Origin of the sequence: Aeromonas sp. DNP9 (assembly GCF_001728955.1) — a bacterium.
GTDB classification, from domain to species: domain Bacteria; phylum Pseudomonadota; class Gammaproteobacteria; order Enterobacterales; family Aeromonadaceae; genus Aeromonas; species Aeromonas veronii.
In genome coordinates, this window is record NZ_LYSQ01000003.1 from 140,811 (window position 1) to 166,931 (window position 26,121).

Annotated in this window: 22 protein-coding genes; 13 read left to right on the plus strand and 9 right to left on the minus strand. The window is 58.7% G+C overall.

What is annotated here, in order from left to right; genetic code table 11:
- Positions 1 to 101: 101 nt before the first annotated feature.
- The 8 genes from murC (at position 102) to mutT (ending at position 10,165) form a co-directional block, all read left to right on the plus strand.
- The gene (gene murC / locus A9G06_RS02880) at positions 102 to 1,556 is read left to right on the plus strand and encodes a UDP-N-acetylmuramate--L-alanine ligase (RefSeq protein WP_005336150.1); all 1,455 of its coding nucleotides are present in this window, start codon (positions 102 to 104) and stop codon (positions 1,554 to 1,556) included.
- Between the two features lie 97 nt (positions 1,557 to 1,653).
- Positions 1,654 to 2,406 carry a cell division protein FtsQ/DivIB gene (locus A9G06_RS02885; protein WP_005336149.1) on the plus strand — a complete coding sequence of 251 codons (753 nt, stop codon included), beginning with the start codon at positions 1,654 to 1,656 and terminating at the stop codon, positions 2,404 to 2,406.
- A complete protein-coding gene (ftsA, locus tag A9G06_RS02890; RefSeq protein ID WP_005336148.1) occupies positions 2,387 to 3,646 on the plus strand; it encodes a cell division protein FtsA in 1,260 nt (419 codons plus the stop codon). Before A9G06_RS02885 ends, ftsA begins: the two co-directional genes overlap by 20 nt.
- 39 nt (positions 3,647 to 3,685) lie before the next feature.
- Complete coding sequence (gene ftsZ / locus A9G06_RS02895; protein ID WP_005336147.1) at positions 3,686 to 4,837, plus strand: cell division protein FtsZ; 1,152 nt, start codon at positions 3,686 to 3,688, stop codon at positions 4,835 to 4,837.
- Between the two features lie 99 nt (positions 4,838 to 4,936).
- On the plus strand, positions 4,937 to 5,860 hold the full coding sequence (lpxC, locus tag A9G06_RS02900; protein ID WP_005336146.1) for a UDP-3-O-acyl-N-acetylglucosamine deacetylase: 924 nt from the start codon (positions 4,937 to 4,939) through the stop codon (positions 5,858 to 5,860).
- 140 nt (positions 5,861 to 6,000) lie between these two features.
- Positions 6,001 to 6,906: a M23 family metallopeptidase gene (locus A9G06_RS02905; protein ID WP_005355107.1), complete on the plus strand. Its 906-nt coding sequence runs from the start codon at positions 6,001 to 6,003 to the stop codon at positions 6,904 to 6,906.
- 59 nt (positions 6,907 to 6,965) lie between these two features.
- On the plus strand, positions 6,966 to 9,686 hold the full coding sequence (gene secA / locus A9G06_RS02910) for a preprotein translocase subunit SecA (protein ID WP_069554210.1): 2,721 nt from the start codon (positions 6,966 to 6,968) through the stop codon (positions 9,684 to 9,686).
- 74 nt (positions 9,687 to 9,760) lie between these two features.
- The gene (gene mutT, locus A9G06_RS02915; RefSeq protein WP_019444787.1) at positions 9,761 to 10,165 is read left to right on the plus strand and encodes an 8-oxo-dGTP diphosphatase MutT; all 405 of its coding nucleotides are present in this window, start codon (positions 9,761 to 9,763) and stop codon (positions 10,163 to 10,165) included.
- 77 nt (positions 10,166 to 10,242) lie between these two features.
- Here the strand turns inward: mutT and yacG are convergent, their stop codons facing one another.
- The 9 genes from yacG to A9G06_RS02960 all read right to left on the minus strand — a co-directional run bounded on the left by yacG (position 10,243) and on the right by A9G06_RS02960 (position 18,008).
- Positions 10,243 to 10,437, minus strand: coding sequence for a DNA gyrase inhibitor YacG (yacG, locus tag A9G06_RS02920; protein WP_069554211.1), 195 nt, complete (start codon positions 10,435 to 10,437; stop codon positions 10,243 to 10,245).
- Positions 10,438 to 10,446: 9 nt separating this feature from the next.
- A complete protein-coding gene (gene zapD / locus A9G06_RS02925) occupies positions 10,447 to 11,169 on the minus strand; it encodes a cell division protein ZapD (RefSeq protein ID WP_005355104.1) in 723 nt (240 codons plus the stop codon).
- A 37-nt stretch (positions 11,170 to 11,206) separates the two neighbouring features.
- Positions 11,207 to 11,821, minus strand: coding sequence for a dephospho-CoA kinase (gene coaE / locus A9G06_RS02930; protein ID WP_069554212.1), 615 nt, complete (start codon positions 11,819 to 11,821; stop codon positions 11,207 to 11,209).
- A gap of 13 nt (positions 11,822 to 11,834) precedes the next feature.
- Positions 11,835 to 12,707, minus strand: a complete 873-nt coding sequence (locus A9G06_RS02935; RefSeq protein ID WP_069554213.1) for an A24 family peptidase — start codon at positions 12,705 to 12,707, stop codon at positions 11,835 to 11,837.
- 61 nt (positions 12,708 to 12,768) lie between these two features.
- Positions 12,769 to 14,010 (minus strand): type II secretion system F family protein, encoded by a 1,242-nt coding sequence (locus A9G06_RS02940; RefSeq protein WP_005336136.1) that lies wholly within the window; start codon positions 14,008 to 14,010, stop codon positions 12,769 to 12,771.
- A gap of 239 nt (positions 14,011 to 14,249) precedes the next feature.
- Complete coding sequence (gene tapB, locus A9G06_RS02945) at positions 14,250 to 15,956, minus strand: PilB family type IVa pilus assembly ATPase TapB (RefSeq protein ID WP_069554214.1); 1,707 nt, start codon at positions 15,954 to 15,956, stop codon at positions 14,250 to 14,252.
- Positions 15,957 to 15,959: 3 nt separating this feature from the next.
- Positions 15,960 to 16,343 carry a prepilin-type N-terminal cleavage/methylation domain-containing protein gene (locus A9G06_RS02950; RefSeq protein WP_069554215.1) on the minus strand — a complete coding sequence of 128 codons (384 nt, stop codon included), beginning with the start codon at positions 16,341 to 16,343 and terminating at the stop codon, positions 15,960 to 15,962.
- 315 nt (positions 16,344 to 16,658) lie between these two features.
- Positions 16,659 to 17,534 (minus strand): carboxylating nicotinate-nucleotide diphosphorylase, encoded by an 876-nt coding sequence (gene nadC / locus A9G06_RS02955; RefSeq protein WP_069554216.1) that lies wholly within the window; start codon positions 17,532 to 17,534, stop codon positions 16,659 to 16,661.
- 3 nt (positions 17,535 to 17,537) lie between these two features.
- Positions 17,538 to 18,008 (minus strand): retropepsin-like aspartic protease, encoded by a 471-nt coding sequence (locus A9G06_RS02960; protein WP_069554217.1) that lies wholly within the window; start codon positions 18,006 to 18,008, stop codon positions 17,538 to 17,540.
- Positions 18,009 to 18,138: 130 nt separating this feature from the next.
- Here A9G06_RS02960 and ampD point away from each other — a divergent pair, with 130 nt between their 5' ends.
- From ampD to lpdA, 5 genes are all read left to right on the plus strand, one after another.
- Positions 18,139 to 18,714 carry a 1,6-anhydro-N-acetylmuramyl-L-alanine amidase AmpD gene (gene ampD, locus A9G06_RS02965; RefSeq protein WP_069554218.1) on the plus strand — a complete coding sequence of 192 codons (576 nt, stop codon included), beginning with the start codon at positions 18,139 to 18,141 and terminating at the stop codon, positions 18,712 to 18,714.
- 278 nt (positions 18,715 to 18,992) lie between these two features.
- Entirely contained in the window at positions 18,993 to 19,757 is a 765-nt protein-coding gene (gene pdhR / locus A9G06_RS02970) for a pyruvate dehydrogenase complex transcriptional repressor PdhR (protein ID WP_005336127.1), read from the plus strand.
- Between the two features lie 79 nt (positions 19,758 to 19,836).
- Complete coding sequence (aceE, locus tag A9G06_RS02975; RefSeq protein WP_005355086.1) at positions 19,837 to 22,497, plus strand: pyruvate dehydrogenase (acetyl-transferring), homodimeric type; 2,661 nt, start codon at positions 19,837 to 19,839, stop codon at positions 22,495 to 22,497.
- Positions 22,498 to 22,616: 119 nt separating this feature from the next.
- Positions 22,617 to 24,506, plus strand: a complete 1,890-nt coding sequence (aceF, locus tag A9G06_RS02980; protein ID WP_069554219.1) for a pyruvate dehydrogenase complex dihydrolipoyllysine-residue acetyltransferase — start codon at positions 22,617 to 22,619, stop codon at positions 24,504 to 24,506.
- Positions 24,507 to 24,654: 148 nt separating this feature from the next.
- Positions 24,655 to 26,082 (plus strand): dihydrolipoyl dehydrogenase, encoded by a 1,428-nt coding sequence (lpdA, locus tag A9G06_RS02985; RefSeq protein WP_005336123.1) that lies wholly within the window; start codon positions 24,655 to 24,657, stop codon positions 26,080 to 26,082.
- Positions 26,083 to 26,121: the final 39 nt, after the last annotated feature.

Genomic DNA, 26,121 nt, shown 5'->3' on the forward strand with positions numbered 1-26,121 from the left:
TGCAGCGGTGACACCGTGCTGCCTTGTACCTGTATGTATTGATGCCGCCGTGCAGCCGCGCTTTGACGGCACATGGCCTGTGGCAGACTAAAGAGACGATTATGACCAAGGTTGAACTGGCAAAACTGCGTACTGTGATCCCCGAAATGCGCCGCGTGCGTCGCATCCACTTTATCGGCATCGGTGGTGCCGGTATGGGCGGGATCGCCGAAGTGCTTGCCAACGAAGGGTATCAGGTAACGGGTTCTGATCTGGCTCGCAACGCCGTGACCGAGCGGTTGGCCGGACTGGGCGCCCACATCTTCGTCGGCCACAGTGCCGAACACGTTGAGGGTGCCAGCGTGGTGGTGGTCTCTACCGCCATCAAGCAGGACAACCCGGAGCTGCTGGCTGCCCGCGAACTGCGGATCCCGGTGGTGCGCCGCGCCGAGATGCTGGCCGAGCTGATGCGTTTCCGCCACGGTATCGCCATCGCCGGTACCCACGGCAAGACCACCACCACCAGTCTGGTGGCGAGCATCTATGCCGAAGCCGACCGCGATCCGACCTTCGTCATCGGTGGTCTGCTCAACAGTGCCGGCACCAATGCCCGCCTGGGCAGCAGCCGCTACCTGATTGCAGAGGCGGACGAGAGCGATGCCTCTTTCCTGCATCTGCAGCCGATGGTCTCTATCGTGACCAATATCGAAGCGGATCACATGGATACCTACGGCGGTGACTTCTCCAAGCTGAAGGCCACCTTCATCGAGTTTCTGCACAATCTGCCCTTCTACGGGCTGGCGGTGGTCTGCATCGATGATCCGGTGATCCGTGGCATGTTGCCCGAGATTGCCCGCCCGACCCTGACCTACGGTCTCTCTGACGATGCCGATGTGCAGGTGCTGGATTTTGTCCAGACCACCAACCACAGCTGCTTCCGTGTTCGCCGCAAAGAGGCGGGTGAGCTGCAGGTGACCCTCAATTTGCCGGGTATTCACAACGCATTGAACGCCGCAGCGGCGATAGCTGTCGCGACAGAGGACGGTGTTAGCGATGAGGCCATCATCTCTGCACTGGCCAAGTTTGAAGGTGTTGGCCGTCGCTTCCAGCAGTATGGCGAGTTTGAAACCGGTCGCGGCAAGGCGATGCTGGTGGACGATTACGGTCACCACCCGAGCGAAGTGAAGGTCACGATCAATGCTGCCCGTGCCGGTTGGCCCGAGAAGCGTCTGGTGATGGTGTTCCAGCCGCACCGTTATACCCGCACCCGCGACCTCTACGAGGATTTCGCCGATGTGCTCTCCAAGGTAGACGTGCTGGTGATGCTGGAGGTTTATGCTGCCGGTGAGGAGCCGATCCCGGGCGCTGATGGGCGGGCACTGTGCCGCTCCATTCGCTCGCGCGGCAACCTGGAACCCATCTTCGTCGCTACACCGGATGACGTGCCAGCCGTGCTGGCCGACCTGATCGGCGAGGGGGATTTGGTGCTGACTCAAGGCGCCGGGAACGTCGGGGCGCTGGCCCGTCGTCTCGGAGAGATGAAATTGAGCATAGATAGCATGAAATCTGGCGCCTGAGGGCCCAATGAGTATTTTGACCGCCAAGCCGGGGCCTATATAATGGCGAACCGGTCTGTCAAAGGCCGGTTTAGCGCGTTACACGGGGATCGATCGGGTGGAGGCAAGGGCACAGGGGCGCACCAAGGGTGGCTTCATCGCAGGGGTAGCATTTTTCCTGCTGGTGATATGGGGCTGCTACCGGACGGCGCTGGATGTTAAAGGTTGGCTGACAGATGCCAACCGGTTGCCCATGAGCGAGCTGTTGCTGCAGGGGCAACACCAGTATTTGCAAACCGAAGAGCTGCGGATGGCCGTGCTGGATGGCGCCGAGCTGCGCAACTTCTTCGAATTGGATGTTAACGAATTGCAGGCAAGGCTCAATGCCTTGCCATGGGTGGCCTCGGTCTCGGTACGAAAGAAGTGGCCGAACAAGATCAAGATCTACCTCACGGAACAAGATGTGGCGGCGCGCTGGAATGGCAACCGCTTCGTCAACACCAAGGGCAAGGTATTCAGTGCTCCGGATCGGGTCAAGACGCCGCTGTTGCAGCTGTCAGGGCCGGATGACCAGGCCGCCCGGGTGTTGAAAGAGAGTCGGCAGTACGAGTCGCAACTGGCTGCCAAGGGATACAAGTTGCTGGGGGTGAATCTGACCCCCCGCCATGCCTGGGAACTGACCCTGGATGGCAATATCAAGCTGTTCCTGGGACGCAATGACATTGCGCTCCGGCTGCAGCGGTTTATCGATGCCTTCCCGGTTATCGAACCCCGTGCGCAAGTCGCTTACGTGGATCTTCGATACGACACCGGAATGGCAGTTGGCTGGAAGAAGAGCGAAGAGAAAGTGCATGACCAACACCGCAGATAGGAATTTGATTGTCGGACTGGATATCGGCACAACCAAGGTGGCGGTTCTGGTCGGGGAAGTATTGCCGGACGGTGAACTGAACGTCATCGGTATGGGCAGTCACGCTTCTCGCGGAATGGAGAAGGGCGGGGTCAATGACCTCGACTCCGTGGTCAAGTCACTGCGCCGCGCGGTGGAAGAGGCCGAGATGATGGCAGACTGCCAGATCAGCTCGGTCTATCTGGGGTTGTCCGGCAAGCATATCGACTGCCGCAACGAGACCGGTATGGTGCCCATCTCCGATGAAGAGGTGACCCAGGAGGATGTGGACAACGTGATCCACACTGCCAAGTCGGTTCGCCTCTCCGACGAGCTGCGCGTGCTGCATGTGCTGCCTCAGGAGTTTGCCATCGATTATCAGGAAGGGATCAAGAATCCGGTCGGCCTCTCCGGTGTGCGGATGGCAGCCAAGGTTCACCTGATCACCTGCCACAACGACATGGCTCGCAACATTGAGAAGTGTGTGGAGAAGGTCGGTTTGCGCGTGGATCAACTGATCTTCTCCGCGCTGGCTTCCAGCTATGCCGTGTTGACGGAAGACGAGAAAGAGCTGGGTGTCTGCGTGGTGGACATCGGTGGCGGCACCATGGATATGTCGCTGTTTACCGGCGGTGCCCTGCGCCACACCAAGGTGATCCCGTATGCTGGCAGCACTGTGACCAGCGACATCGCCTACGCCTTCGGCACGCCGCCGCTCGACGCGGAAGCGATCAAGGTGCGCTACGGTTGCGCCCTCGGCCGCCTGGTCAGCAAGGAAGACAATATTGAAGTACCCAGTGTCGGCGGTCGTCCGGCGCGCAGCCTGCAACGGCAGACACTGGCTGAAGTGATTGAGCCCCGTTACACCGAGTTGCTCTCCATGGTGAATGATGAGCTGGTGCGGGTACAAAGCGAGTTGAAAGCGCAGGGGGTCAAGCATCAGCTGGCAGCCGGTGTGGTCTTGACCGGCGGCGCTGCCCAGATTGAAGGCATTGTGGAGTGTGCAGAGCAGATCTTCCAGAGCCAGGTCCGGGTGGGAGAGCCCATGAACATACGTGGTTTGAGTGATTACGTGCAGGCACCGGTGTACTCGACTGCGGTCGGGTTACTGCAATATGGCCGCACCCATCAAGCCACAGGTAGCAACAAAGAATATGCCGCCAAGGCAAGCGTCGGTGGCCTGGTCAAACGGGTTAGCAACTGGCTGCGTGGCGAGTTCTAAGAATTTTGCTGAGTCAGGCAAATAAAGCGGAGAGACAACATGTTTGAATTTATGGATAGCCACACTGACGAAGCCGTCATTAAAGTGATCGGTGTAGGTGGCGGCGGCGGTAACGCTGTCGAGCACATGGTTCGTCAAAATATTGAGGGTGTTGAGTTTATTACCGTCAACACCGACGCCCAGGCACTGCGTAACTCCAGCGCCAACACTACCCTGCAGATCGGCGGTGGCATCACCAAGGGTCTGGGTGCCGGCGCCAATCCGGAAGTGGGTCGTGATGCGGCCATGGAAGATCGCGAAGCGCTGCGTGAGCTGCTGACCGGTTCCGACATGGTGTTCATCGCCGCCGGTATGGGTGGTGGTACCGGTACCGGTGCTGCGCCGATCGTGGCCGAAGTGGCGCGCGAGATGGGCATCCTGACCGTTGCTGTGGTGACCAAGCCGTTCTCCTTCGAAGGGAAGAAGCGGATGGGCTTCGCCGCCCACGGTATCGAAGAGCTCTCCAAAAACGTCGACTCCCTGATCACCATCCCCAACGACAAGTTGCTGAAGGTGCTGGGTCGCGGTATCTCCCTGCTGGATGCCTTCAAGGCGGCCAACGATGTACTGCTTGGCGCGGTACAGGGCATTGCCGAGCTGATCACCCGTCCGGGCTTGATCAACGTCGACTTCGCGGACGTGCGTACCGTGATGCGTGAAATGGGTACTGCCATGATGGGTACCGGTTCCGCCTCAGGTGATGACCGTGCCGAAGAAGCGGCCGAGAAAGCCATCTCCAGTCCGCTGCTGGAAGACGTGGATCTGGCCGGTGCCCGTGGCATCCTGGTCAACATCACCGCCGGTATGGACATGACCATCGAAGAGTTCGAAACCGTGGGTAACGCGGTCAAGGCCTTCGCTTCCGAGAACGCCACTGTAGTTGTGGGTACCGTAATCGATCCGGAAATGCACGACGAACTGCGTGTGACTGTGGTTGCTACCGGTATCGGTGCCGAGCGCAAGCCGGACATCACTTTGGTCAAGAGCAGCCAGGTGCAAGAGCGCCCGGTGCGTCAGCCGCTGGTTAGCGACATGATGCAAGGCCGCGTGATGGACGAAGCCCCGGCCAAGGTGGTCAACGCCGAGCCGCAAGCTCGTCGTGAACCGGATTACCTGGATATTCCGGCGTTCCTGCGCAAGCAAGCTGACTAAGCCTCTTATGGCTCTCGTTTGTTTGTTGTTCAAGGAATGTGCTAAGATGGCCTGCCAACGACCATCTGGTCCGGATTTTAAGCTGTTTAGGGTACACCCATGATTAGACAAAGAACCTTGAAAACGAGTGTACAGGCGACTGGTGTCGGCCTGCATTCGGGCCGGAAAGTCACCATGACGTTCCGTCCGGCGCCTGTGAACACAGGGATCGTTTACTTGCGTACCGACCTGAATCCTGTGGTGGAGCTGCCAGCCAATGCCGATCAGGTGCGCGATACCGTGCTCTGTACCGCTCTGGTCAACGAAGCCGGTGTCCGTGTCTCTACCATTGAGCACCTCTCCGCCGCGCTGGCCGGGATGGGGATCGACAACCTCTACGTTGAGGTTGACGCGCCCGAGATCCCGGTGATGGACGGCAGTGCGCATCCCTTTATCTACCTGCTGCAGGAAGTCGGGATCCGTGAGCAGAATGCTGCCAAGCAGTTTGTGCGGATCAAGAAGAGCATCCGGGTTGAAGACGGCGACAAGTGGGCGGAATTCCACCCCTATCGCAACGGCTTCAAGATGGATCTCGAGATCGATTTCCAGCATCCGGTTTTTGAAGGGCGCAATCAGCGTTGCGTACTGGACTTCTCCGGTGCCTCCTTCGTGAAAGAGATCAGCCGTGCCCGTACCTTCGGGTTCATGCGTGATATCGAGTACCTGCGTTCCCAGAACTTGGCGCTGGGCGGAAGCTTGGAAAACGCCGTGGTACTGGACGACTATCGGGTGCTGAACGAAGACGGTTTGCGTTATGAGGACGAGTTCGTCAAGCACAAGATGCTGGACGCGATCGGTGATCTCTATATGTGTAACCGCAGCATCATCGGTGAGTTCCGTGCCTACAAGACCGGACATGCCCTGAACAACAAGCTGCTGCGTGCCTTGCTGGCCGAGCAGGAGGCTTGGGAACTGGTGACCTTCGAGGGTGAGGGCGACAAAGCGCCTATCGCTTACTACGATAACGGTCTGGTTCTGGCCTGATAGCTGTGCAACGGAACGTCGGTCCTCTCTCCGCACCGACGTTCCGTCATTTGTTTACTCCATCCTTTAATACCGATTATCTCCCGGTTTTATTTCCCGTGCAGGCTCCTGGCCGCACCTGACCGAGCAGACTGATTTCTATGAGCATTACCCTGATCCTCCACGGCAAGCAGCGACGCAAGTTGCACCTGCCCAAACAACGTCTGGCCTGGGTCGGCGGTATTCTCTTCTCCCTGTTGGCCCTTGGTGGTGGTTGGCTCTGGCAGAGCTGGCACCAGAAAATGGAGGCGCTGGAAGTGGCGCTTGCCGTTGCCGAGCAACAGTCCGTTGACCAGAGTGGTGACGAAGCCCGTGAACAGTTGGCGATGCTGGCTGCTCAGGTGGGCACCATGCAGGGTCAGCTTGGCCGTCTCAATGCCCTCGGTGAACGATTGACCGAGCAGGCCGATCTCGATCCCGACGAGTTCAATTTCAAAGAGCTGCCTCCGATGGGCGGCCCTTCTTATGATGAAGAGTTGGAAGTGAGCCTCAACGAGCTGCAGGCCTCGATGAAACACCTCAGCCAGCAGCTCAGCAGCCGCGAAGAGCAGCTGTCGGTACTTGAATCTTTCATCATGAATCACCATATCACCGATGCCGGTTTTATTTCCGGCACGCCAGTCAAACAGGAGCGAGTTTGGGTCTCGTCCGGGTTTGGTGGACGGGTCGATCCGTTCAACGGGCGTGCCAAGATGCACAAAGGGGTCGATTTCCGTGGCAAACCCGGAACCCCGATTCTGGCCACCGGGCCCGGCATTGTCAGCTGGGCGGGCCGTCATCCGGAATTTGGCAATATGGTGGAGATTAATCACGGCAATGGCCTGGTCACCCGCTATGCCCACAACTCCAAGTTGCTGGTCGAGGTGGGCACCCTGGTTGATCAGGGTCAGAAGATTGCCTTGATGGGACGCACCGGTCGCGCGACCGGGGTCCATTTGCATTACGAAGTGTTGAAAGATGGTCGTCAGGTCAACCCCGCACGCTTTCTCAGTGCCAGACGGGGTTAGGTTTTTTTCTTCAGGTTCCAGTGACGGAACGCTTTTATAACCAGAAATAGTTGGTACCCATGATTAGCACACTGCTTACCAAGATTATCGGCAGCCGGAACGACAGAACGCTCAAGGCTTTGCGCAAAATTGTAAAACAGATCAATGCCATGGAGCCGCAGTTCGAGGCTCTCTCCGATGCCGAGTTGCAGGCCAAAACGGCTGAATATCGTCAGCGTATCGAGCAGGGTGAGACCCTGGAGCAGTTGCTGCCGGAAGCGTTCGCGACCGTGCGTGAAGCCTCCAAGCGGGTGTTCGGCATGCGTCACTTCGACGTGCAGCTGATCGGCGGCATGGTGCTGAACTCCAACCGCATCGCGGAAATGAAAACCGGTGAAGGTAAGACTCTTACTGCGACTCTGCCAGCTTACCTGAATGCCCTGAGTGGCCGTGGTGTGCACGTGGTGACGGTGAACGACTATCTGGCCAAACGTGACGCTGAGGCGAACCGCCCGCTGTTTGCCTTCCTCGGCATGACCGTCGATTGCAACGTGCCCGGTATGGATGCATCCCAGAAGCGTGACGCCTACGCCGCCGACATCACCTACGGTACCAACAACGAATTCGGTTTTGACTACCTGCGCGACAACATGGCGTTCTCGCCGGAGCAGCGCGTACAGCGCCCGCTCAACTACGCGCTGGTGGATGAGGTGGACTCGGTGCTTATCGATGAAGCCCGGACTCCGCTTATCATCTCCGGCCCGGCCGAAGACAGCTCCGAGCTCTATATTCGCGTCAACAAGCTGATCCCGCTGCTGGTCAAGCAGGACAAGGAAGACACCGAAGAGTACACCGGCGACGGTCACTACACAGTAGACGAGAAGAACCGTCAGGCCCTGCTGACCGAAAACGGCCAGATCTTCGTGGAAGAGCTGCTCAAGAAAGAGGGGCTGCTGGACGAGAACGATTCCCTGTTCTCCGCCTCCAACATCAGCCTGTTGCACCACGTCAATGCGGGTCTGCGTGCTCACACTCTGTTCGAGCGCAACGTGGACTACATCGTCCAGAAAGACGAGATCGTCATCGTCGACGAGCACACTGGCCGTACCATGCCGGGTCGTCGCTGGTCCGATGGTCTGCATCAGGCCGTTGAAGCGAAGGAAGGGGTGAAGATCCAGAACGAGAACCAGACGCTGGCCTCCATCACCTTCCAGAACTACTTCCGTCTCTACAACAAGCTGGCGGGCATGACCGGTACTGCAGATACCGAAGCCTTTGAATTCCAACAGATTTATGGCCTGGATACCGTGGTTATCCCGACCAACAAGCCGATGGTGCGCAAGGACATGGGCGATCTGGTCTACCTGACCGCCAATGAGAAGTATGCCGCCATCATCGAAGATATCCGTCAGTGCGTGGCCAAGGGCCAGCCTGTACTGGTCGGTACTGTCTCTATCGAGAACTCCGAGCTGCTCTCCGGCATCCTGACCAAGGAGAAGATCCCGCACAAGGTGCTGAACGCCAAGTTCCACGCCATGGAAGCGGAGATCGTTGCTCAGGCGGGTCAGACTGGTGCGGTGACCATCGCCACCAACATGGCCGGTCGTGGTACCGACATCGTGTTGGGCGGCAACTGGCAGGCAGAGATTGCCAAGCTGGAGAACCCGACCAGCGAACAGATTGCCGAGCTGAAAGCCGCCTGGCAGGTGCGTCACGATGCGGTGCTGGCCGCCGGTGGCCTGCACATTATCGGCACCGAGCGTCACGAATCCCGTCGTATCGATAACCAGCTGCGCGGCCGTTCCGGTCGTCAGGGTGACCCGGGCTCATCCCGTTTCTACCTCTCCATGGAAGATACCCTGATGCGGATCTTTGCCTCCGATCGCGTGACCGGCATGATGAAGAAGCTGGGCATGGAAGAGGGCGAAGCCATCGAGCACCCGTGGGTCACCAAGGCGATCGAAAACGCCCAGCGCAAGGTGGAAGGTCGCAACTTCGACATCCGCAAGAGCTTGCTGGAGTTTGATGACGTTGCCAACGACCAGCGCAAGGTGGTCTACGAGCAGCGCAATGAGCTGCTGGATACCAACGACATCTCCGAGACCATCCACGTTATCCGTGACGACGTGTACGGCGCGGTTATCGACGAGTACATCCCGCCCCAGTCTCTGGAAGAGATGTGGGACGTGCCGGGTCTGGAAGCACGCCTGAAGGCGGACTTTGCGCTGGATCTGCCGCTGCAACAGTGGCTGGCGGATGATGACAAGCTGTATGAAGAGAAGCTGCGCGAGCGCATTCTGGACGAAGTCACCAAGCTCTATGCCCACAAGGAAGAGCTGGTCGGCAAAGAGGTGCTGCGCAACTTCGAGAAGGCAGTGATGCTGCAAACTCTGGATGGTCTGTGGAAAGAGCATCTGGCGGCCATGGATCACCTGCGTCAGGGCATCCATCTGCGCGGTTACGCCCAGAAGAACCCCAAGCAGGAGTACAAGCGCGAATCCTTCGATCTGTTCACCCAGATGCTGGAAACCCTCAAGCGCGACGTGGTCAGCATCCTGAGCCGTGTTCAGGTGCAGGAGCGCGATGTGGAAGCGATGGAAGAGCAGCAACGCCAGCAGGCGGAAGCCGCTCCCCGCACCTATACCCACGCCGCCGCTGAGAGCCAGCTGGCCGATGAACAGGCTGCAGGCGAAGAGGGTCACACCACCTTCGTACGCGACGAGCAGAAGGTCGGTCGCAACGATCCCTGCCCGTGTGGTTCCGGCAAGAAGTACAAGCACTGCCACGGTCAGTTGACCTGATCGACGCTATGCCATAACAGGCGGGCCAAGTGCCCGCCTTGTTATTGGTGGCAACAAGCGAACAGAGGTAATTGATGGAACAGAAAAAACGGATCTGGGTGGCGGTTGGCGTCATCGAGAATGAACGGGGCGATATCTTCATCGCCAGACGCTCCTCCGATCGCCATCAGGGGGATCGCTGGGAGTTTCCCGGTGGCAAGGTGGAGTCGGGCGAGGATCTGCTCACCGCGCTGGATCGGGAGCTGTGGGAAGAGATCGGCATCCGGGTTTTGGATTGTGCCCCCTTTATGGAACTGCAGCACGACTACCCCGAGAAGCAGGTGTTGCTGGATATCTGGAAGGTGACCCGTTTCAGCGGTGAGCCGTTCGGCAAAGAGGGGCAGGAGTGTCTGTGGGTGCCGGTGGCCGAGCTGCACAACTACCACTTCCCCGATGCCAATGGCCCGATTGTAGCGCGGCTACAGGGTCTGCTGGCGTGAGCCGGTAGCAATCAACAAGTATGAAAAAAGGGCCAATCGGCCCTTTTTTCATATTGCGGAGGTGAGTGATCTGAGGCTTATAGCCACTGATCGCCCTCTTCCGGCTCCGGCAGCAGATCCGGGTTGATCTCCCCCGGGATCCGCTTCTCTTCATCTGCCCATTCGCCGAGATCGATCAGCTGACAGCGCTTGCTGCAGAAGGGGCGGAACGGACTCTGCGGACCCCATTCCAGTTCGGTTTGGCAAGTCGGGCACTTGACCGTGGTGACCATGGCAACTCCTTAGCAGCAGGCGAGCTGGAACGGCACGTCGCCAATCGGCTGCTCTGCGGTGGGCAGAAAGCGCAGGGCGAAGCGGTTCTTGTGGCCGCTAAGGGTCGGGTAGCAGAACAGATTGCCCGGCAGCTTGATGCGGATCAGCTCGGCGCTCTCGGCGGTGTCCTGGAAGAAACCGTTGCTGGCAACCTGCTCACTGAAGCTGCCTGATTCCCGCCACAGGCGCAGCAGCAGAGTGATGGCATTCATCAGCAGGTTGATATCGCTCAGCCAGCCCTGCATCTGCTGGTGACGGGCGATGGCCGGGGTGCCGAGCCAGTGGTGCAGCTGTGGCACATCGAAGGCACACAGGCCACCTGGGATGGAGAAGCGCTGGCGGATGGAGCCGAGCAGACGATCCTCTTTCAGGCGGGCACCCGGGCGTGGCGAGTTGAGCAGGTTGCGGGAGAGCTGGCTGCTCTCTTGCTGCATCAGTTTGATCTGCTCCAGATCGACATCGGGCAGGCTGGCCCAGTGACTCAGACGCTGGCCGAGACGCTCCAGATCCTTGATGAGGTCGGCGCGCAGGTCACCACGCTCCAGCAACTCCTGCAGATCGAACAGCCCTTTGAAGAAGGCGATATGTGCCCAGGATTGTTCACTCTCCAGATTGTCGCGGATCTGGGAAAACAGGGACTCCAGACGAAGATAGGTCCGGCTTTTTTCATTGAGGGGGAAATCGTAAATCATGCCTAATCCTGGCCAGCCATAAACCGGCCTAGTGTACTCACACTTGGCGGGCTTGTTGAGAGGCAATTGCCAGATATGTCTCGTGCAGCGCCAAAATCCGCGTTTTAATCGCCATTTCGCTGCCATTGTGGTTTTCGATGACATCATCCGCCGCCGCGAGACGTTCCGACCGGCTCGCCTGAGCGGCGATGATGGCTCGGGCCTGCTCGGCCGATACCCCATCCCGGCGGCAGGTGCGCTCAACCTGGGTGGCTTCGTCTACATCGATCACCAGCACCCGGTTGGCGAGGCCGGTGAGTTTGTTCTCCACCAGCAGTGGCACCACCAGCAGGCAGTAAGGTGAACTGGCTGCGGCACACTGGCGCAGCATTTCGCTGCGAATCAGCGGGTGGAGCAGGGCATTGAGCCACCCCTTGGCCTGCGGGTCGCTGAAGACCCGGTCGCGCAGGGCGCGACGGTCGAGTTGACCGTTCGAATCAATCACATTCGGGCCAAAATGGTCGGCGATGGCGGCAAGGGCCGGGGTGCCCGGCTCGACCACTTCGCGGGCGATCACATCGGCATCCACCACCTCGATACCCAGCGCGGCAAACTGATTGGCGATAGTGGTCTTGCCGCTGCCGATACCACCTGTGATAGCAACTACATACATGGGGGCCTCTTGCTCAAAGCAGGGTAGAGAGATACCAGCGGGTGATGGTATCGCCCCATAGCAGCGCAATCCAGCCCGCGATGGCGAGGTAGGGGCCGAAGGGGATGGGCTTGCCCTGATGATGTTTGTGCAAGGCGATCAGGCTGATGCCGATCACGGCGCCGACCAGAGATGAGAGCAGCAGAATTATGGGCAGCGCCTGCCAACCGAGCCAGGCGCCCAGCGCCGCTAGCAGCTTGAAGTCGCCATAGCCCATCCCCTCCTTGCCAGTGAGCAGCTTGAAGGCCCAGTAGAGGCTCCAGAGCACCAGATAGCCCGCCATGGCACCGATCACGGCATCAGCAAGCGGTGCAAAACCACCGCTCAGGTTGAACAGCAAACCGCCCCACAGCAGCGGCAGGGTCAGCTGGTCGGGCAGCAACATCTTGTCGAGATCGATAAAGGTGAGGGCCACCAATACCCAAGTCAGCAGCAGGGCAGCAAGGGTCCCCCAACCCGGTGAGATCACCATGGCTACGGCCAGCGATAGCAGGGCGGTCAGCAGCTCTACCAGCGGATAGCGGGCCGAGATGGGCGCCTGACAGTCGCGGCAACGCCCTTTGAGCCAGAGCCAGCTCAGCAGCGGGATGTTCTCCAGCGCAGTGATGGCGTGGCCACAGTGAGGACATGCGGAGCGGGGGACCATCAGGTTGTAGCGCTCTGGCGCAGTGGCCTCCTCATCGGGGGCGAAGTAACTGCGATACTCGGCCTGCCACTCCCGCTCCAACATGATGGGCAGGCGGTGGATCACTACGTTGAGGAAGCTGCCGATCATCAGGGAGAAGAGAAAAACCAGCGAGAAGTAGAGCCAGGGCAAGCTGTGAGCCAGCTCGAGAAGAAGTGTCATAACCAACCGTCAGTTATTGAATGAGGGGGAGGGCATGGTTGTGGTGCCATGCCCAGATAAATCAGCCTACCACGTCGCCCAGCTTGAAGATGGGCAGGTACATGGCGATAACCATGCCGCCGACCAGCACCCCGAGCACCACCATGATGAGGGGTTCCAGCAGGCTGGTGAGGCCATCGACCAGATCATCCACCTCCTGTTCGAAGATGGTGGCGACCTTGGAGAGCATATCATCGATGGCACCGGACTCCTCACCGATCATCACCATCTGGATCACCATGTCGGGGAAGAGATCGACGGTGCGCATTGCCACGTTGATCTGCATACCGGCCACCACCTCGTTGCGGATCGCCATGACCGCGGTGCGATAGACATAGTTACCAGAGGCCCCAGCCGCCGAAATCAGCGCATCTACCAGCGGGATACCGGCGGAGAAGGTGGTCGACAGGGTGCGGGCAAAGCGAGCCATGGCCGCCTTGTGCAGGATCATCCCGACCACCGGAATGGTCAGGACGAACTTGTCGGTATTGTCTTTCACCTTCTGGGAGGCCCGCCAGGCCCGCACATAGAGGAAGATCCCAAGGGCGGTGCCACCAAAGAAGACATACCACCAGTTCTGCATAAAGCGGGAGATGCCGATAACAAACTGGGTGAACACCGGCAGCTCGGCACCGAAGCTCTTGAAGATATCCTCGAACTGCGGAATGACGAACAGCAGCAGGATGGAGGTGACCACAATGGCGACCAGAATGACCATGGTGGGGTAGAACATCGCCTTCTTGATCTTCGATTTGAGCGCTTCCGACTTTTCCCGATAGGTGGCGATACGGTCGTAGATGGTCTCCAGTGCACCGGATTGCTCACCGGCTTCCACCAGATCGCAGTAGAGATCATCGAAATAGAGAGGATGGCGGCGCAGTGCCTCCGACATGGGGGTACCGGTCTCCACATCGGCGGCAATCTGCCCCATCAGCTCGCGCATCGAGGCTTTCTCGTGGCTGCGGGCGATGATCTGCAGGCTCTGCACCAGCGGTACACCGGCGGAGAGCATGGTAGTTATTTGGCGTGAGACGATGGCGATATCCATCGGTTTGATCTTGGCGCCGCCCTTGGAGAAGAGCCCCTGGGATTTCTTGGCTACCTTGGTGACGTTGACCCCCTGCTTGCGCAGTTCTGTCTTGACGGTGTTGATGCTGTCGGCCTGCAGCTCGCCAGAGACCTTCTGCCCCTTGCGGTTTACCCCGTGCCAGCGGAAGGCGAAGACTTTCTTGGGGGCATTGTTCTTTTTCGTTAGGGTTGCCATCTTTGCATCCTGCAATGGGGTTGGTTGTCAGAGCCTTGCTCTGCACGTCACCAACCTGGTCAAGGTGCCCGACTGGCTTGATGCCTGCGGGGTACTGATAGGGTGTGTGGTACCTTCTTGGCGCCAGCCCGGTCACTTGAATATCTGATTACTCTGTCGTTCGGACTATCATCCGTTCCGTGTTCGTGAACGACGAATTCGCTCTGCCAACCAAACCGGCGGGTCGTTCCGCACACGGATCAGTTGGTGGTGACCCGGTTGACCTCGGCCAGACTGGTGACCCCGAGCCGGGCCTTCTCCAGTCCTGAGGTGCGCAGGGTGCGCATCCCCTCCTTCTGCGCGATAGCGGCGATTTGCAGGGAGTTAGCCCCCTGCATGATCAATTTGGCGATGTTCTCCGACATCAACATGATTTCGTAGATGCCGACCCGCCCCTTGTAGCCGCCGGAACACTCCTTGCAACCGACCGGTTTGAACAGTCGCAGTCCGGCTGCCAGCTGCTGCGGCGTAAAGCCCAGCTCCAGCAGTTCGGATTCCGGCACCACTTCCGGCGCTTTGCAGTGGTCGCACAGTTTACGGGCCAACCGCTGGGCCATGATCAGGGTCACCGAGGAGGCGATGTTGAAGGCCGGAACCCCCATGTTCATCATCCGGGTCAGGGTCTCGGCGGCGGAGTTGGTATGCAGGGTGGAGAGTACCAGGTGACCGGTCTGGGCCGCCTTGATAGCGATCTCGGCGGTTTCGAGATCGCGAATTTCACCCACCATCACCACATCCGGATCTTGCCGCAAGAAGGAGCGCAGGGCGCTGGCAAAGGTGAGCCCCGCCTTGGGGTTGACCTGCACCTGGTTGACGCCGGGCAGGTTGATCTCCACCGGATCTTCTGCGGTGGAGATATTTACCTCGGTGGTGTTGAGAATATTGAGGCCGGTATAGAGCGAGACCGTTTTGCCCGAGCCGGTGGGGCCGGTCACCAGGATCATTCCTTGTGGCTTGGAGAGGGCGCGCAGGTATTGCGCCTTCTGCCGGTCATCAAAGCCGAGTTGCTCGATATTGAGGCGTGCTGCCGAGGAGTCGAGCAGACGGATAACGATCTTCTCCCCCCACATGGTGGGCAGGGTATTGACCCGCATATCCATCGACTTGTTGCGCGACAACTTCAACTTGATGCGGCCATCCTGTGGCAGCCGCCGTTCGGCGATATCGAGTCGTGCCATGACCTTGAGGCGGGCGGAGAAGCGGTTGGAGAGGTTGACCGGCGGCGTAGCAATTTCATGCAGAATGCCGTCGATGCGAAAGCGCACCCGATACTTGAACTCATAGGGCTCGAAGTGCAGGTCGGAGGCACCGCGCTTGATGGCATCCATCAGGATCTTGTTGATGTACTTGACGATGGGAGCATCGTCATCGGCGGTATTGACACTCTCGTCCAGCCGGCTGTTCTCGTCGGAAACCTCGAGATCCGAAATCTCGGACTCGTCGATATCCTCCATACCGAGGGCGTCATTTTCGCTCTCCAGCAGCTTGCCGATGGCGGCGGTGAGCTTGTTCTCCTCCACCAGCAGCGCCTCGGTATGAAGGCCGAAGCTGAAGCCAAAATCCTCCAACGCCGAGACATTGGTCGGATCCGACATGGCGATATAGAGGGTGTGGCCCTGGGTGTAGATGGGCAGGACGTGGTGTTTCTCAATCAGCTTCTGATTGAGGTACTTCTGCGGGATCTCGGCCAAATCGAAGGCGGCAAGATCCAGCAGAGGTACCCCATACTCCAGCTCGCAAAAATCGGCGAGCGCCTTGCTGTCGAGGATCTCGTTCTCTATCAGAAATGTCACAAAGGGTTTGCGCTGGGCCTTGGCCTGGCTCAGATAGCGCTGGGAGTCCTCTTCACTGATCAGTGAAGAGGCGGCCAGGCTTAACGCCAGGCCGCTATTGGGGCTAGATGTCATCGATTATTGGCAAACGGCACCAGATACTTTCCCCCAGACAATTTGCCCATTCGTAATGCTGGTTGAAGAAAGGGTGCAACTATTACCACTTAGATCACCTGCACCTGTAGCGGTAATTACCGCACTAGATGCCGTAAATGTTGTTGCGGATACAGAACCAACATATTGGGTCGCGGTGTATGTGGGCATTGTGCAACCAGTGAAGTTACTTGAAGCAGCACAAACTTCCATCGCTGTTTTTACTGACCCCATTGCCGCACTCAACTCTGCGCCTTTGGCCTTATTGACATAGTTCTGATAAGCCGGCAGCGCGACTGCCGCCAGAATGGCCACGATCGCGACCACGATCATCAGTTCAATAAGGGTAAAACCCGATTGTTTCTTCATTTGAAATATCCTTTTATCCTTGGTTCCTGGGAAGTGTCGGTGGAAAATCATCCGCACGTCAGTATCTTATCCGAGCTGTCAGGGGTGGCAACAGAGATTGCTGCCTTTGTTAACCACTTTCATGTCATTTACCAAAAACTTGATGCGAGTCATAAAATAAGTGGCTTCTTATGACTCTTTATTACGGGTGAAAGCGGGTCCGTCATTACACTCCTTTGCTGAGGGATCCTGCATAAAGAAAAGGCGCCCATGGCGCCTTTTGCAAGTTGTTTATCCGGTTAGCTCGAGTATTTGCTCAGGCCTGCGGGGTAAATCTCACTGCTGGATAAAGCGCATGGAGAGATCGAGCGCCCGTACATGCTTGGTCAGCGCCCCGACAGAGATAAAATCGACACCGGTGGCGGCAAACTCGGCCAAGGTGTCCAGCGTCACATTGCCGGAGACTTCGAGCTTGGCGCGGCCCTGATTGATGGCGACGGCTTCGCGCATCATGGTCACGTCGAAGTTGTCCAGCATCACGATATCGGCCTTTGCCGCCAGCGCCTGTTCGAGTTCTGCCAGTGATTCCACTTCCACCTCTACCGGTTTACCCGGATTGAGATGACGAGCCTCATTAATCGCCTCGGCAATGCCGCCACAGGCGAGGATATGGTTCTCCTTGATGAGATAGGCGTCGTAGAGGCCGATGCGGTGATTCTTGCCGCCGCCACAGGTGACCGCGTACTTCTGGGCGGTGCGCAGCCCGGGGATGGTCTTGCGGGTGTCGAGCAGGCGGCAGTCAGTGCCCTCCAGCTCTGCCACATAGCGGGCGGTGAGGGTGGCGACGCCGGAGAGGGTCTGGACGAAGTTGAGTGCATTGCGCTCGCCAGTCAGCAGCAAGCGGGCAGGGCCGTGGAGGCGGAACAGCTCCTGATTGGGGGAGAGTACCTCCCCATCCTGCACCAGCCACTCCACCTTCACTTCGCCACCGAGCTGGGCCTTCAGTTGCAGGAAGACTTCATCCACCCAGGGCTGGCCGCAGAATACGCCGGCTTCACGGGTGATGACCCGGGCGCTGGCCATCCGAACGGCCGGGATCAGCTGGGCGGTGATATCGGCGCTGGCGTCCGGTTGGTCCAGCGTGGTGAGGGCATCGCCCAGATCTTCGAGTAGTGCGGCGCGCACGGCGCGGCTGACATCCTGTTGAAACATGCCTTATTCCTGCAAGGGTCTGAGCAGCAGTTGCCGCTCCTTTTGAACCAGCTCCAGCCGACCGAGGGCGTTCATGCCAACCAGCACTTCGTCACCGTCTGCCACCGGATTGATAAAGATGGCCAGATCGTACAAGGTCAATGGCCCCATCGCCAGCGTTTCGATGGTGCCGTTGCCGACCCGGATCTGCCCCGCGGCGGTATTGACCTGGCTGCTGCCATGAGCGGTCAGGCTGAGGCGCTCGGCAACCTGCTGCGGAATGGTGATGCGGGTTGCGCCGGTATCGAGCAGCAGTTGCACCGGTTGGCCGTTGATGGCACCCTCCAGACGATAGTGGCCGCTCTGGTCGGCCCGCAGCAACAGCTCGCCGCTGGCGGTGACGCTTGGTTGGCTGCGGGAGTGAAAATAGAGGGTCAGCAGACCCATCAAAGAGAGCCAGGCCAGTAACCACATCCAGCGTGCCGTGTGCTGCATACCCCATCCATATCGAGCGGAAGATGACTCAGCCTAACATACCACTTCCCGTTGATTCAGTGAGTTGGTGCCGGGTTGCCTATCGCGTATCTTCGTTTTTTCGCCATTTATCAGCCAACTCGAGTAGCCGATGACTCAACTCGCTTCGCAACCTTGTTTCTCTATCGATGCCGCAGGCTGGTGCCAGCAGGCGCGCCGGGTACCTTCTCCCCATCACAACGAACGGGCAGCGCCGGATGATATCTCCCTGCTGGTGGTGCATGGCATCAGCCTGCCGCCGGGGGAGTTCGGTGGCCCCTTTATCGACGATCTCTTTATGGGGAGACTCGACCCCGAGGCTCACCCCTATTTTGCCGGTATCCATCAGTTGCGGGTCTCGGCCCACTGCTTGATCCGCCGTGATGGCGAGCTGGTGCAGTATGTGCCATTCGGCGCGCGCGCCTGGCACGCTGGTGTCTCGAGCTGGCAGGGGAGGGAGGCATGCAATGACTTCTCCATTGGCATCGAGCTGGAAGGGACCGACGAAATCCCCTACACCGAGGCTCAATACCGGGCATTGGCAGGGCTCACTCGAGCTATCTCGGAGCGCTATCCGGCCATCACCCACGAAAAAATTGTCGGCCATTGCGATATCGCACCAGGGCGCAAGACGGATCCTGGAGCCAGTTTCCAGTGGGATTACTACCGTCAGTTACTAAACAGCTAAAGTAAATATTCAAATTTAGTTTGGATTTTAAAATCAATGGCTTGCCTATCTGGCAGGCCATTTTTGCCTCTGGTTGCGCAAATGTTATTTGTGAGCGTGGTCAAGAATATTGGTCAGACCATTTTCTATGAGCTAAATCATGTTTCCCCTGCTTTACCCCTTAAGTGGTGGGGTTGATTCTTGACTCAGATCATCTTTTGAGTGGACTTTTCAAAAGGCCTCTGCTAATTTTCGCCCCATCCATAAAATTGGTAATACCAATTTAACAAAGTAGCCTCATGCCCTATCGCAAGATTACGCAACCCAAGTTGGCCGACTCCATTGTCGCCGAGCTGGAACAGATGATTCTGGAAGGCAGCCTGCAGCCGGGGCAGAAATTGCCTCCCGAGCGGGAACTCGCCATCCAGTTTCAGGTATCGCGCCCCTCCTTGCGCGAAGCCATCCAGCGACTGGAAGCGCGCGGATTGCTTTATCGCCGTCAGGGCGGCGGCACTTATGTGCAGAATGCCCTGAGCAAGGGGATCGCCGATCCTCTGTTCGAACTGCTCAGTACCCACCCGGAAGCCCAGTATGACCTGCTGGAGTTTCGCCACGCGCTGGAAGGCATCTGTGCCTACTACGCGGCCTTGCGGGGAACCGGGTCTGATTTCGAGCGCATTCGTCAGGTGCAAACCACCATCGAAGAGGCGGGCCAGCTGGGCTCGCTGGTGGCTGAATCGGCAGCCGTGACCCAGTTCTATCTGGCGGTGGCCGAGGCGTCCCACAACGTGGTGCTGCTGCACCTGCTGCGGGCCATGAGCCCGATGCTCGAGCAGAACATTCTGCAGAATAACGAGATTTTGAATCGCCGCCCGGGAGTGGTGGCCAAGATACGTCGCCATCGCGCGAATCTGATCGAGGCTATTCTTTCGGGGGCTCCGGAGCGGGCCAGAACAGCTTGTCATGAGCATCTGGCCTTTATCGAGGACACCTTGTTGGATATGCAGAGGGAAGACAGCCGGATCCAGCGATCCATGCGTCGGATCCGTCAGCAGGAAAACTAATCCCACAAGGCTTTATTGTCGAATGCTTGCGCCCTTCGCCGTGCAATGCCGTGCAATCACAACAACATAGGAACCAGCCATGTCTGATATCCTGAAGAACGATGTGGACCCGATAGAAACGCTGGAGTGGCTTGCCTCTCTGGAATCCCTGCTGCGTGAAGAGGGTCCGCAACGCGCTCAGTTCATCCTTGAACAGTTGGCCGAGAAAGCCCGCGTAAGCGGTGTGGACGTGGCTGCCAAGGCAAATCGCGATTACATCAACACCATCCCGTCCAGCGACGAGCCGGACTACCCGGGTGACCTGGAGATGGAACGCCGCATTCGCGCCATCATCCGCTGGAACGCCATGATGATCGTGCTGCGCGCGTCCAAGAAAGACCTGGACCTGGGTGGTCACATGTCTTCCTTCGCTTCTTCTGCGACCATCTATGATGTCTGCTTCAACCACTTCTTCCGTGCTCGCAACGAGAAGGATGGTGGCGATCTGGTTTACTTCCAGGGTCATATCTCCCCGGGCATCTATGCTCGCGCCTTTGCTGAAGGTCGTCTGACCGAAGAGCAGCTGGACAACTTCCGTCAGGAAGTGGACGGCAAGGGTATCCCTTCCTATCCGCACCCGAAACTGATGCCGGACTTCTGGCAGTTCCCGACCGTCTCCATGGGTCTGGGCCCCATCGCCGCCATCTATCAGGCTCGTTTCCTGAAGTATCTGACCGACCGTGGCATCAAGGATTGCTCCGAGCAGACCGTTTACGCCTTCCTGGGTGACGGCGAGATGGACGAGCCGGAAGCCAAGGGCGCCCTGACCGTTGCCGTGCGTGAAAAGCTCGACAACCTGGTGTTCGTGGTTAACTGCAACCTGCAGCGTCTGGATGGTCCGGTTGTCGGTAACGGCAAGGTCATCAACGAGCTGGAAGGCCTGTTCGCTGGCGCCGGTTGGGACGTGACCAAGGTGATCTGGGGTCGCAAGTGGGATGAGTTGCTGAAGAAAGACACTTCCGGCAAGCTGATCCAGCTGATGAACGAGACCGTGGACGGTGACTACCAGACCATGAAGTCCCGCGACGGTGGCTACATCCGCGAGCACTTCTTCAACCGTTATCCGGAAACTGCCGCGCTGGTCAAAGATATGACCGACGAGGAGATCTTCGCCCTGAACCGCGGTGGTCACGATCCTCGCAAACTGTTCGCTGCATTCAACAAGGCGACCCAGACCAAGGGCAAGCCGACCGTTATTCTGGCCAAGACCATCAAGGGTTACGGCATGGGTGAAGCGGCCGAAGGCAAGAACATCGCTCACCAGGTCAAGAAGATGGAGCTGGACTCCGTGCGTCACCTGCGTGACCGCTTCAACCTGCCGGTGGCCGACGAGCAACTGGCCGATCTGCCTTACCTGAAGATCGAAGCCGGTTCTGCCGAGCACAAATACCTGCACGACCGTCGCACCGCCCTGAAAGGCTATGTGCCGACCCGTCTGCGCGAAAGCACCACCAAGCTGGAAATCCCGGCACTGGATGCCTTCGGCCCGCTGTTGGGCGAGCAGGCGCGCGAAATCTCCACCACCATGGCGTTCGTACGTTCCCTGAACGTGATGCTGAAAGACAAGTCCATCGGCAAGCGCATCGTTCCGATCCTCGCTGACGAAGCCCGTACCTTCGGTATGGAAGGTCTGTTCCGCCAGATCGGTATCTACAGCCCGCACGGTCAGCAGTACACCCCGCAAGACCGCGACATCGTCTCCTACTACAAGGAAGACAAGCAGGGTCAGGTTCTGCAAGACGGTATCAACGAGCTGGGCGCCATGTCCTCCTGGCTGGCTGCTGCGACCTCTTACAGCACCAACGATTGCCCGATGATCCCGTTCTACATCTACTACTCCATGTTCGGCTTCCAGCGGATCGGCGACATGGCGTGGGCAGCCGGTGACCAGCAAGCCCGTGGCTTCCTGCTGGGTGCGACCTCCGGTCGTACTACCCTGAACGGCGAAGGTCTGCAGCACGAAGATGGTCACAGCCACATCCTGGCGAACACCATCCCGAACTGCATCTCCTACGACCCGTCCTACGCCTATGAAGTGGCGGTGATCGTACAGGATGGCCTGCGCCGCATGTACGGTGAGAACCCGGAGAACGTGTTCTACTACATCACCACCCTGAACGAGAACTATGCCATGCCGGCCATGCCGGAAGGCGCCGAGGAAGGCATCCGCAAGGGTATCTACAAGCTGGAATCCGTCGCCGGTGCCAAGGCGAAAGTTCAGCTGCTGGGCTGTGGTTCCATCCTGGGTCACGTGCGCAAGGCTGCCCAGATCCTGGCCAGCGAGTACGGCATCGGTTCCGATGTGTTCAGCGTCACCTCCTTCAACGAGCTGGCCCGTGACGGTCAGGACGCGGATCGCTGGAACATGCTGCACCCGACTGCCGAAGCTCGCGTACCGTACATCGCTCAGGTACTGGGTTCCGAAGCCACCATCGCTGCGACCGACTACATGAAGTCCTTCGCCGATCAGGTTCGCGCCTTCGTTCCGACCGAGAACTACCGTGTGCTGGGTACCGACGGTTATGGCCGTTCCGACAGCCGTGCCAACCTGCGTCGTCACTTCGAAGTGAACGAGTTCTACGTGGTGGTTGCTGCCCTGACCGAACTGGCCAAGCGCGGCGAGGTAGACAAGCAGGTTGTGGCCGACGCCATCGCCAAGTACGGCATCGATGCCGACAAGGTCAACCCGCTGTACGCGTAAGTGGATCAAGGGTCGCGCCGTATGACGGCGCGACCCTGCCAGGATTTAAAACGGTTAACGCGAGATGTGCGTGGCGGCATCAGCCAGCCATGCGGATCGACGCAAGAGGATAAAGCACAATGTCCAAACAGATTATGGTGCCGGATATCGGCGCCGATGAGGTTGAAGTCACCGAGATCATGGTGGCCGTGGGTGACAAGGTCGAGCTGGACCAGTCCATCATCGCGGTAGAAGGCGACAAGGCCTCCATGGAAGTACCGGCTCCGTCCGCCGGTATCGTCAAAGAGATCCTGATCAAGGTGGGCGACAAGGTTGCCACCGGTTCCCAGATCATGATCTTCGAAGCCGAAGGCGCTGCTGCTCCTGCAGAAGTGGCTGCACCGGTTGCTGCTGCTCCGGCCGCCGCACCTGCCGCAGTCGTGCGCAAAGATGTGCACGTACCGGACATCGGTGACGACGAAGTGGACGTGACTGAAATCATGGTTGCCGTGGGCGACATGGTTGAAGCCGACCAGTCCATCATTGCCGTGGAAGGTGACAAGGCCTCCATGGAAGTACCGGCACCGTTCGCAGGCCGCGTAGTCGAGATCAAAGTTGCCGCTGGTGCCAAGGTTTCTACCGGCTCTCTGGTCATGGTCTTTGAAGTAGCTGGCGCTGCGCCTGCTGCCGCTGCTGCTCCGGCTCAAGCTGCCGCGCCGGTGGCTGCTGCCCCGGTTGCCGCTGCTGCCAAAGAGGTCAATGTACCGGATATCGGTGGCGACGAAGTGGAAGTCACCGAGATCATGGTTGCTGTGGGTGACAAGGTTGAAGCCGACCAGTCCCTGATCGCCGTGGAAGGTGACAAGGCCTCCATGGAGGTGCCTGCGCCGTTCGCCGGTGTGGTCAAAGAGATCAAGGTGAAGGCGGGTGACAAGGTCTCCACCGGTTCCCTGATCATGGTATTCGAAGTGGCTGGCGCAGCCCCTGCCGCCGCGCCGGTTGCACAAGCTGCCGCTCCGGTCGCTGCAGCCCCTGTTGCCGCAGCTCCGGCTCCGGTTGCCCTGGCTGCTGCCGCTGCGACCGACTTCGTTGCCAACGATGCCTACGTACATGCCTCTCCGGCGGTACGCCGTCTGGCGCGCGAGTTCGGCGTCAACCTGGCCAAGGTGAAAGCCTCCGGTCGCAAGGGCCGCATCGTTAAAGAAGACGTGCAAGCCTACGTGAAGGATGCCATCAAGCGTGCCGAGTCCGCTCCTGCCTCTGCCGGCGTAGCCGGTGGCAACGGTCTGGGCGTTCTGCCGTGGCCGAAAGTAGACTTCAGCAAGTTCGGTGATGTGGAAGAGGTCGAGCTGACCCGGATCCAGAAGATCTCTGGTCCGAACCTGCACCGCAACTGGGTTATGATCCCTCATGTCACCCAGTTCGACGAAGCCGATACCACCGAGCTGGAAGCGTTCCGCAAAGAGCAGAACGCGATGCTCGAGAAGCAGAAGGCAGACGTGAAGATCACCCCGCTGGTGTTCATCCTGAAAGCCGCCGCCAAGGCACTGGAAGTTCACCCGCGCTTCTGCAGCTCCCTGTCCGAAGATGGCAGCAAGCTGATCATGAAGAAGTACATCCACATCGGTGTGGCGGTGGATACCCCCAACGGTCTGGTTGTGCCCGTGGTGCGCGATGTTAACAAGAAGGGCATCATGGAGCTGTCTCGCGATCTGGCCGAGATCTCCAAGAAGGCCCGTGCCGGCAAACTGACCGCTGCCGACATGCAGGGCGGTTGCTTCACCATCTCCAGCCTGGGTGGCATCGGCGGTACCAGCTTTACCCCGATCGTCAACGCGCCGGAAGTGGCCATCCTCGGTGTCTCCAAGTCCGAGATGAAGCCGAAGTGGAATGGCAAAGAGTTTGCGCCGCGCCTGATGCTGCCGCTGGCTCTGAGCTACGACCACCGCGTGATCGATGGTGCCGATGGGGCTCGCTTCATCACCACCATGAACGGCGTGCTGTCCGACATTCGTCGACTGGTCCTGTAAGTGAGAGGGCGGGCCCAGAGCCTGCCCTTTTTACTTCTCATTTCATTAACATGATCGTAAACTTGCCCCGTTTTTTTCACGGCTGCAGCCACCCGTTTCGGTATAAGACTGCGCTGTCCGGGGATATAAGAACGACAAAGAGGTCATGATGAGTAAAGAAATCAAAACCCAGGTCGTAGTACTGGGTGCTGGCCCTGCCGGTTATTCCGCTGCTTTCCGTGCAGCCGATCTGGGTCTGGATACTATTATCGTCGAGCGTTACTCCACCCTGGGTGGCGTCTGCCTGAACGTGGGCTGCATCCCCTCCAAGGCGCTGCTGCACGTTGCCAAAGTGATTGAAGAAGCCAAGGCGCTGGCCGAGCACGGCATTGTCTTCGGTGCCCCGCAGACCGACATCGACAAGATCCGTCTGTGGAAAGAGAAGGTTATCAACCAGCTGACCGGCGGTCTGGCTGGCATGGCCAAGATGCGTAAAGTTCAGGTTGTTAACGGCTTGGGTAAATTTACCGGCCCGAACACCCTTGAAGTGGAAGGTGCCGACGGCAAGACTACCGTGACCTTCGACAACGCCATCATCGCGGCCGGTTCCCGTCCGGTGAAGCTGCCGTTCATCCCCCACGATGATCCCCGCGTATGGGACTCTACCGATGCGCTGGAGCTGAAAACCGTTCCTGGCAAACTGCTGGTTATCGGTGGCGGCATCATCGGTCTGGAGATGGGTACCGTTTACTCCTCTCTGGGTTCCGAGATCGACGTGGTGGAATTCGCTGACCAACTGGTTCCGGCTGCCGACAAAGATATCGTCAAGATCTACACCAAGCGTGTGGCCAAGAAATTCAACATCATGCTGGAGACCAAGGTCACCGCAGTTGAAGCGCGCGAAGACGGCCTGTACGTCTCCTATGAAGGCAAGCACGCCCCGGCCGAGCCGGTTCGTTACGACAACGTGCTGGTTGCCGTAGGTCGTGTGCCGAACGGCAAGATGCTGGATGCCGAGAAAGCTGGCGTTGCCGTGACCGAGCGCGGTTTCATCGAGGTGGACAAGCAGCTGCGTACCAACGTGGCGCACATCCACGCCATCGGTGACATCGTGGGTCAGCCGATGCTGGCACACAAAGGTGTTCACGAAGGTCACGTTGCCGCTGAAGTTATCGCCGGCAAGAAGCACTACTTCGACCCGAAAGTGATCCCGTCCATCGCCTACACCGAGCCAGAGATGGCATGGGTTGGTCTGACCGAGAAGGAAGCCAAGCAACAGGGCCTGAACTTCGAAGTCGCCACCTTCCCGTGGGCTGCTTCCGGCCGTGCCATTGCGTCCGACTGCTCTGACGGTATGACCAAGCTGATCTTCGACAAGGAGAGCGGCCGCGTCATCGGTGGTGCCATCGTGGGTACCAATGGCGGTGAACTGTTGGGTGAAATCGGTCTGGCCATCGAAATGGGTGCTGACGCCGAAGATATCGCGCTGACCATCCACGCTCACCCGACTCTGCACGAGTCCGTGGGTCTGGCTGCCGAAGTGTTCGAAGGCTCCATCACCGACCTGCCGAACGCCAAGGCCAAGAAGAAAAAGTAATTTTCTTCCCTGCTTGTCTAAAAAGCCGCTCGAATGAGC

What these genes read in the sequence shown, in the direction of transcription:
- secA (WP_069554210.1), top strand. Translation starts at nt 6,966, where the DNA reads ATGATTAGCACACTGCTTACCAAGATTATCGGCAGCCGGAACGACAGA.
- zapD (WP_005355104.1), bottom strand. Translation starts at nt 11,169, where the DNA reads ATGATTTACGATTTCCCCCTCAATGAAAAAAGCCGGACCTATCTTCGT.
- ftsZ (WP_005336147.1), top strand. Translation starts at nt 3,686, where the DNA reads ATGTTTGAATTTATGGATAGCCACACTGACGAAGCCGTCATTAAAGTG.
- A9G06_RS02960 (WP_069554217.1), bottom strand. Translation starts at nt 18,008, where the DNA reads ATGCAGCACACGGCACGCTGGATGTGGTTACTGGCCTGGCTCTCTTTG.
- murC (WP_005336150.1), top strand. Translation starts at nt 102, where the DNA reads ATGACCAAGGTTGAACTGGCAAAACTGCGTACTGTGATCCCCGAAATG.
- nadC (WP_069554216.1), bottom strand. Translation starts at nt 17,534, where the DNA reads ATGTTTCAACAGGATGTCAGCCGCGCCGTGCGCGCCGCACTACTCGAA.
- ftsA (WP_005336148.1), top strand. Translation starts at nt 2,387, where the DNA reads ATGACCAACACCGCAGATAGGAATTTGATTGTCGGACTGGATATCGGC.
- mutT (WP_019444787.1), top strand. Translation starts at nt 9,761, where the DNA reads ATGGAACAGAAAAAACGGATCTGGGTGGCGGTTGGCGTCATCGAGAAT.
- yacG (WP_069554211.1), bottom strand. Translation starts at nt 10,437, where the DNA reads ATGGTCACCACGGTCAAGTGCCCGACTTGCCAAACCGAACTGGAATGG.
- ampD (WP_069554218.1), top strand. Translation starts at nt 18,139, where the DNA reads ATGACTCAACTCGCTTCGCAACCTTGTTTCTCTATCGATGCCGCAGGC.
- A9G06_RS02950 (WP_069554215.1), bottom strand. Translation starts at nt 16,343, where the DNA reads ATGAAGAAACAATCGGGTTTTACCCTTATTGAACTGATGATCGTGGTC.
- A9G06_RS02935 (WP_069554213.1), bottom strand. Translation starts at nt 12,707, where the DNA reads ATGACACTTCTTCTCGAGCTGGCTCACAGCTTGCCCTGGCTCTACTTC.
- tapB (WP_069554214.1), bottom strand. Translation starts at nt 15,956, where the DNA reads ATGACATCTAGCCCCAATAGCGGCCTGGCGTTAAGCCTGGCCGCCTCT.
- lpdA (WP_005336123.1), top strand. Translation starts at nt 24,655, where the DNA reads ATGAGTAAAGAAATCAAAACCCAGGTCGTAGTACTGGGTGCTGGCCCT.
- lpxC (WP_005336146.1), top strand. Translation starts at nt 4,937, where the DNA reads ATGATTAGACAAAGAACCTTGAAAACGAGTGTACAGGCGACTGGTGTC.
- aceF (WP_069554219.1), top strand. Translation starts at nt 22,617, where the DNA reads ATGTCCAAACAGATTATGGTGCCGGATATCGGCGCCGATGAGGTTGAA.
- aceE (WP_005355086.1), top strand. Translation starts at nt 19,837, where the DNA reads ATGTCTGATATCCTGAAGAACGATGTGGACCCGATAGAAACGCTGGAG.
- pdhR (WP_005336127.1), top strand. Translation starts at nt 18,993, where the DNA reads ATGCCCTATCGCAAGATTACGCAACCCAAGTTGGCCGACTCCATTGTC.
- A9G06_RS02940 (WP_005336136.1), bottom strand. Translation starts at nt 14,010, where the DNA reads ATGGCAACCCTAACGAAAAAGAACAATGCCCCCAAGAAAGTCTTCGCC.
- A9G06_RS02905 (WP_005355107.1), top strand. Translation starts at nt 6,001, where the DNA reads ATGAGCATTACCCTGATCCTCCACGGCAAGCAGCGACGCAAGTTGCAC.
- coaE (WP_069554212.1), bottom strand. Translation starts at nt 11,821, where the DNA reads ATGTATGTAGTTGCTATCACAGGTGGTATCGGCAGCGGCAAGACCACT.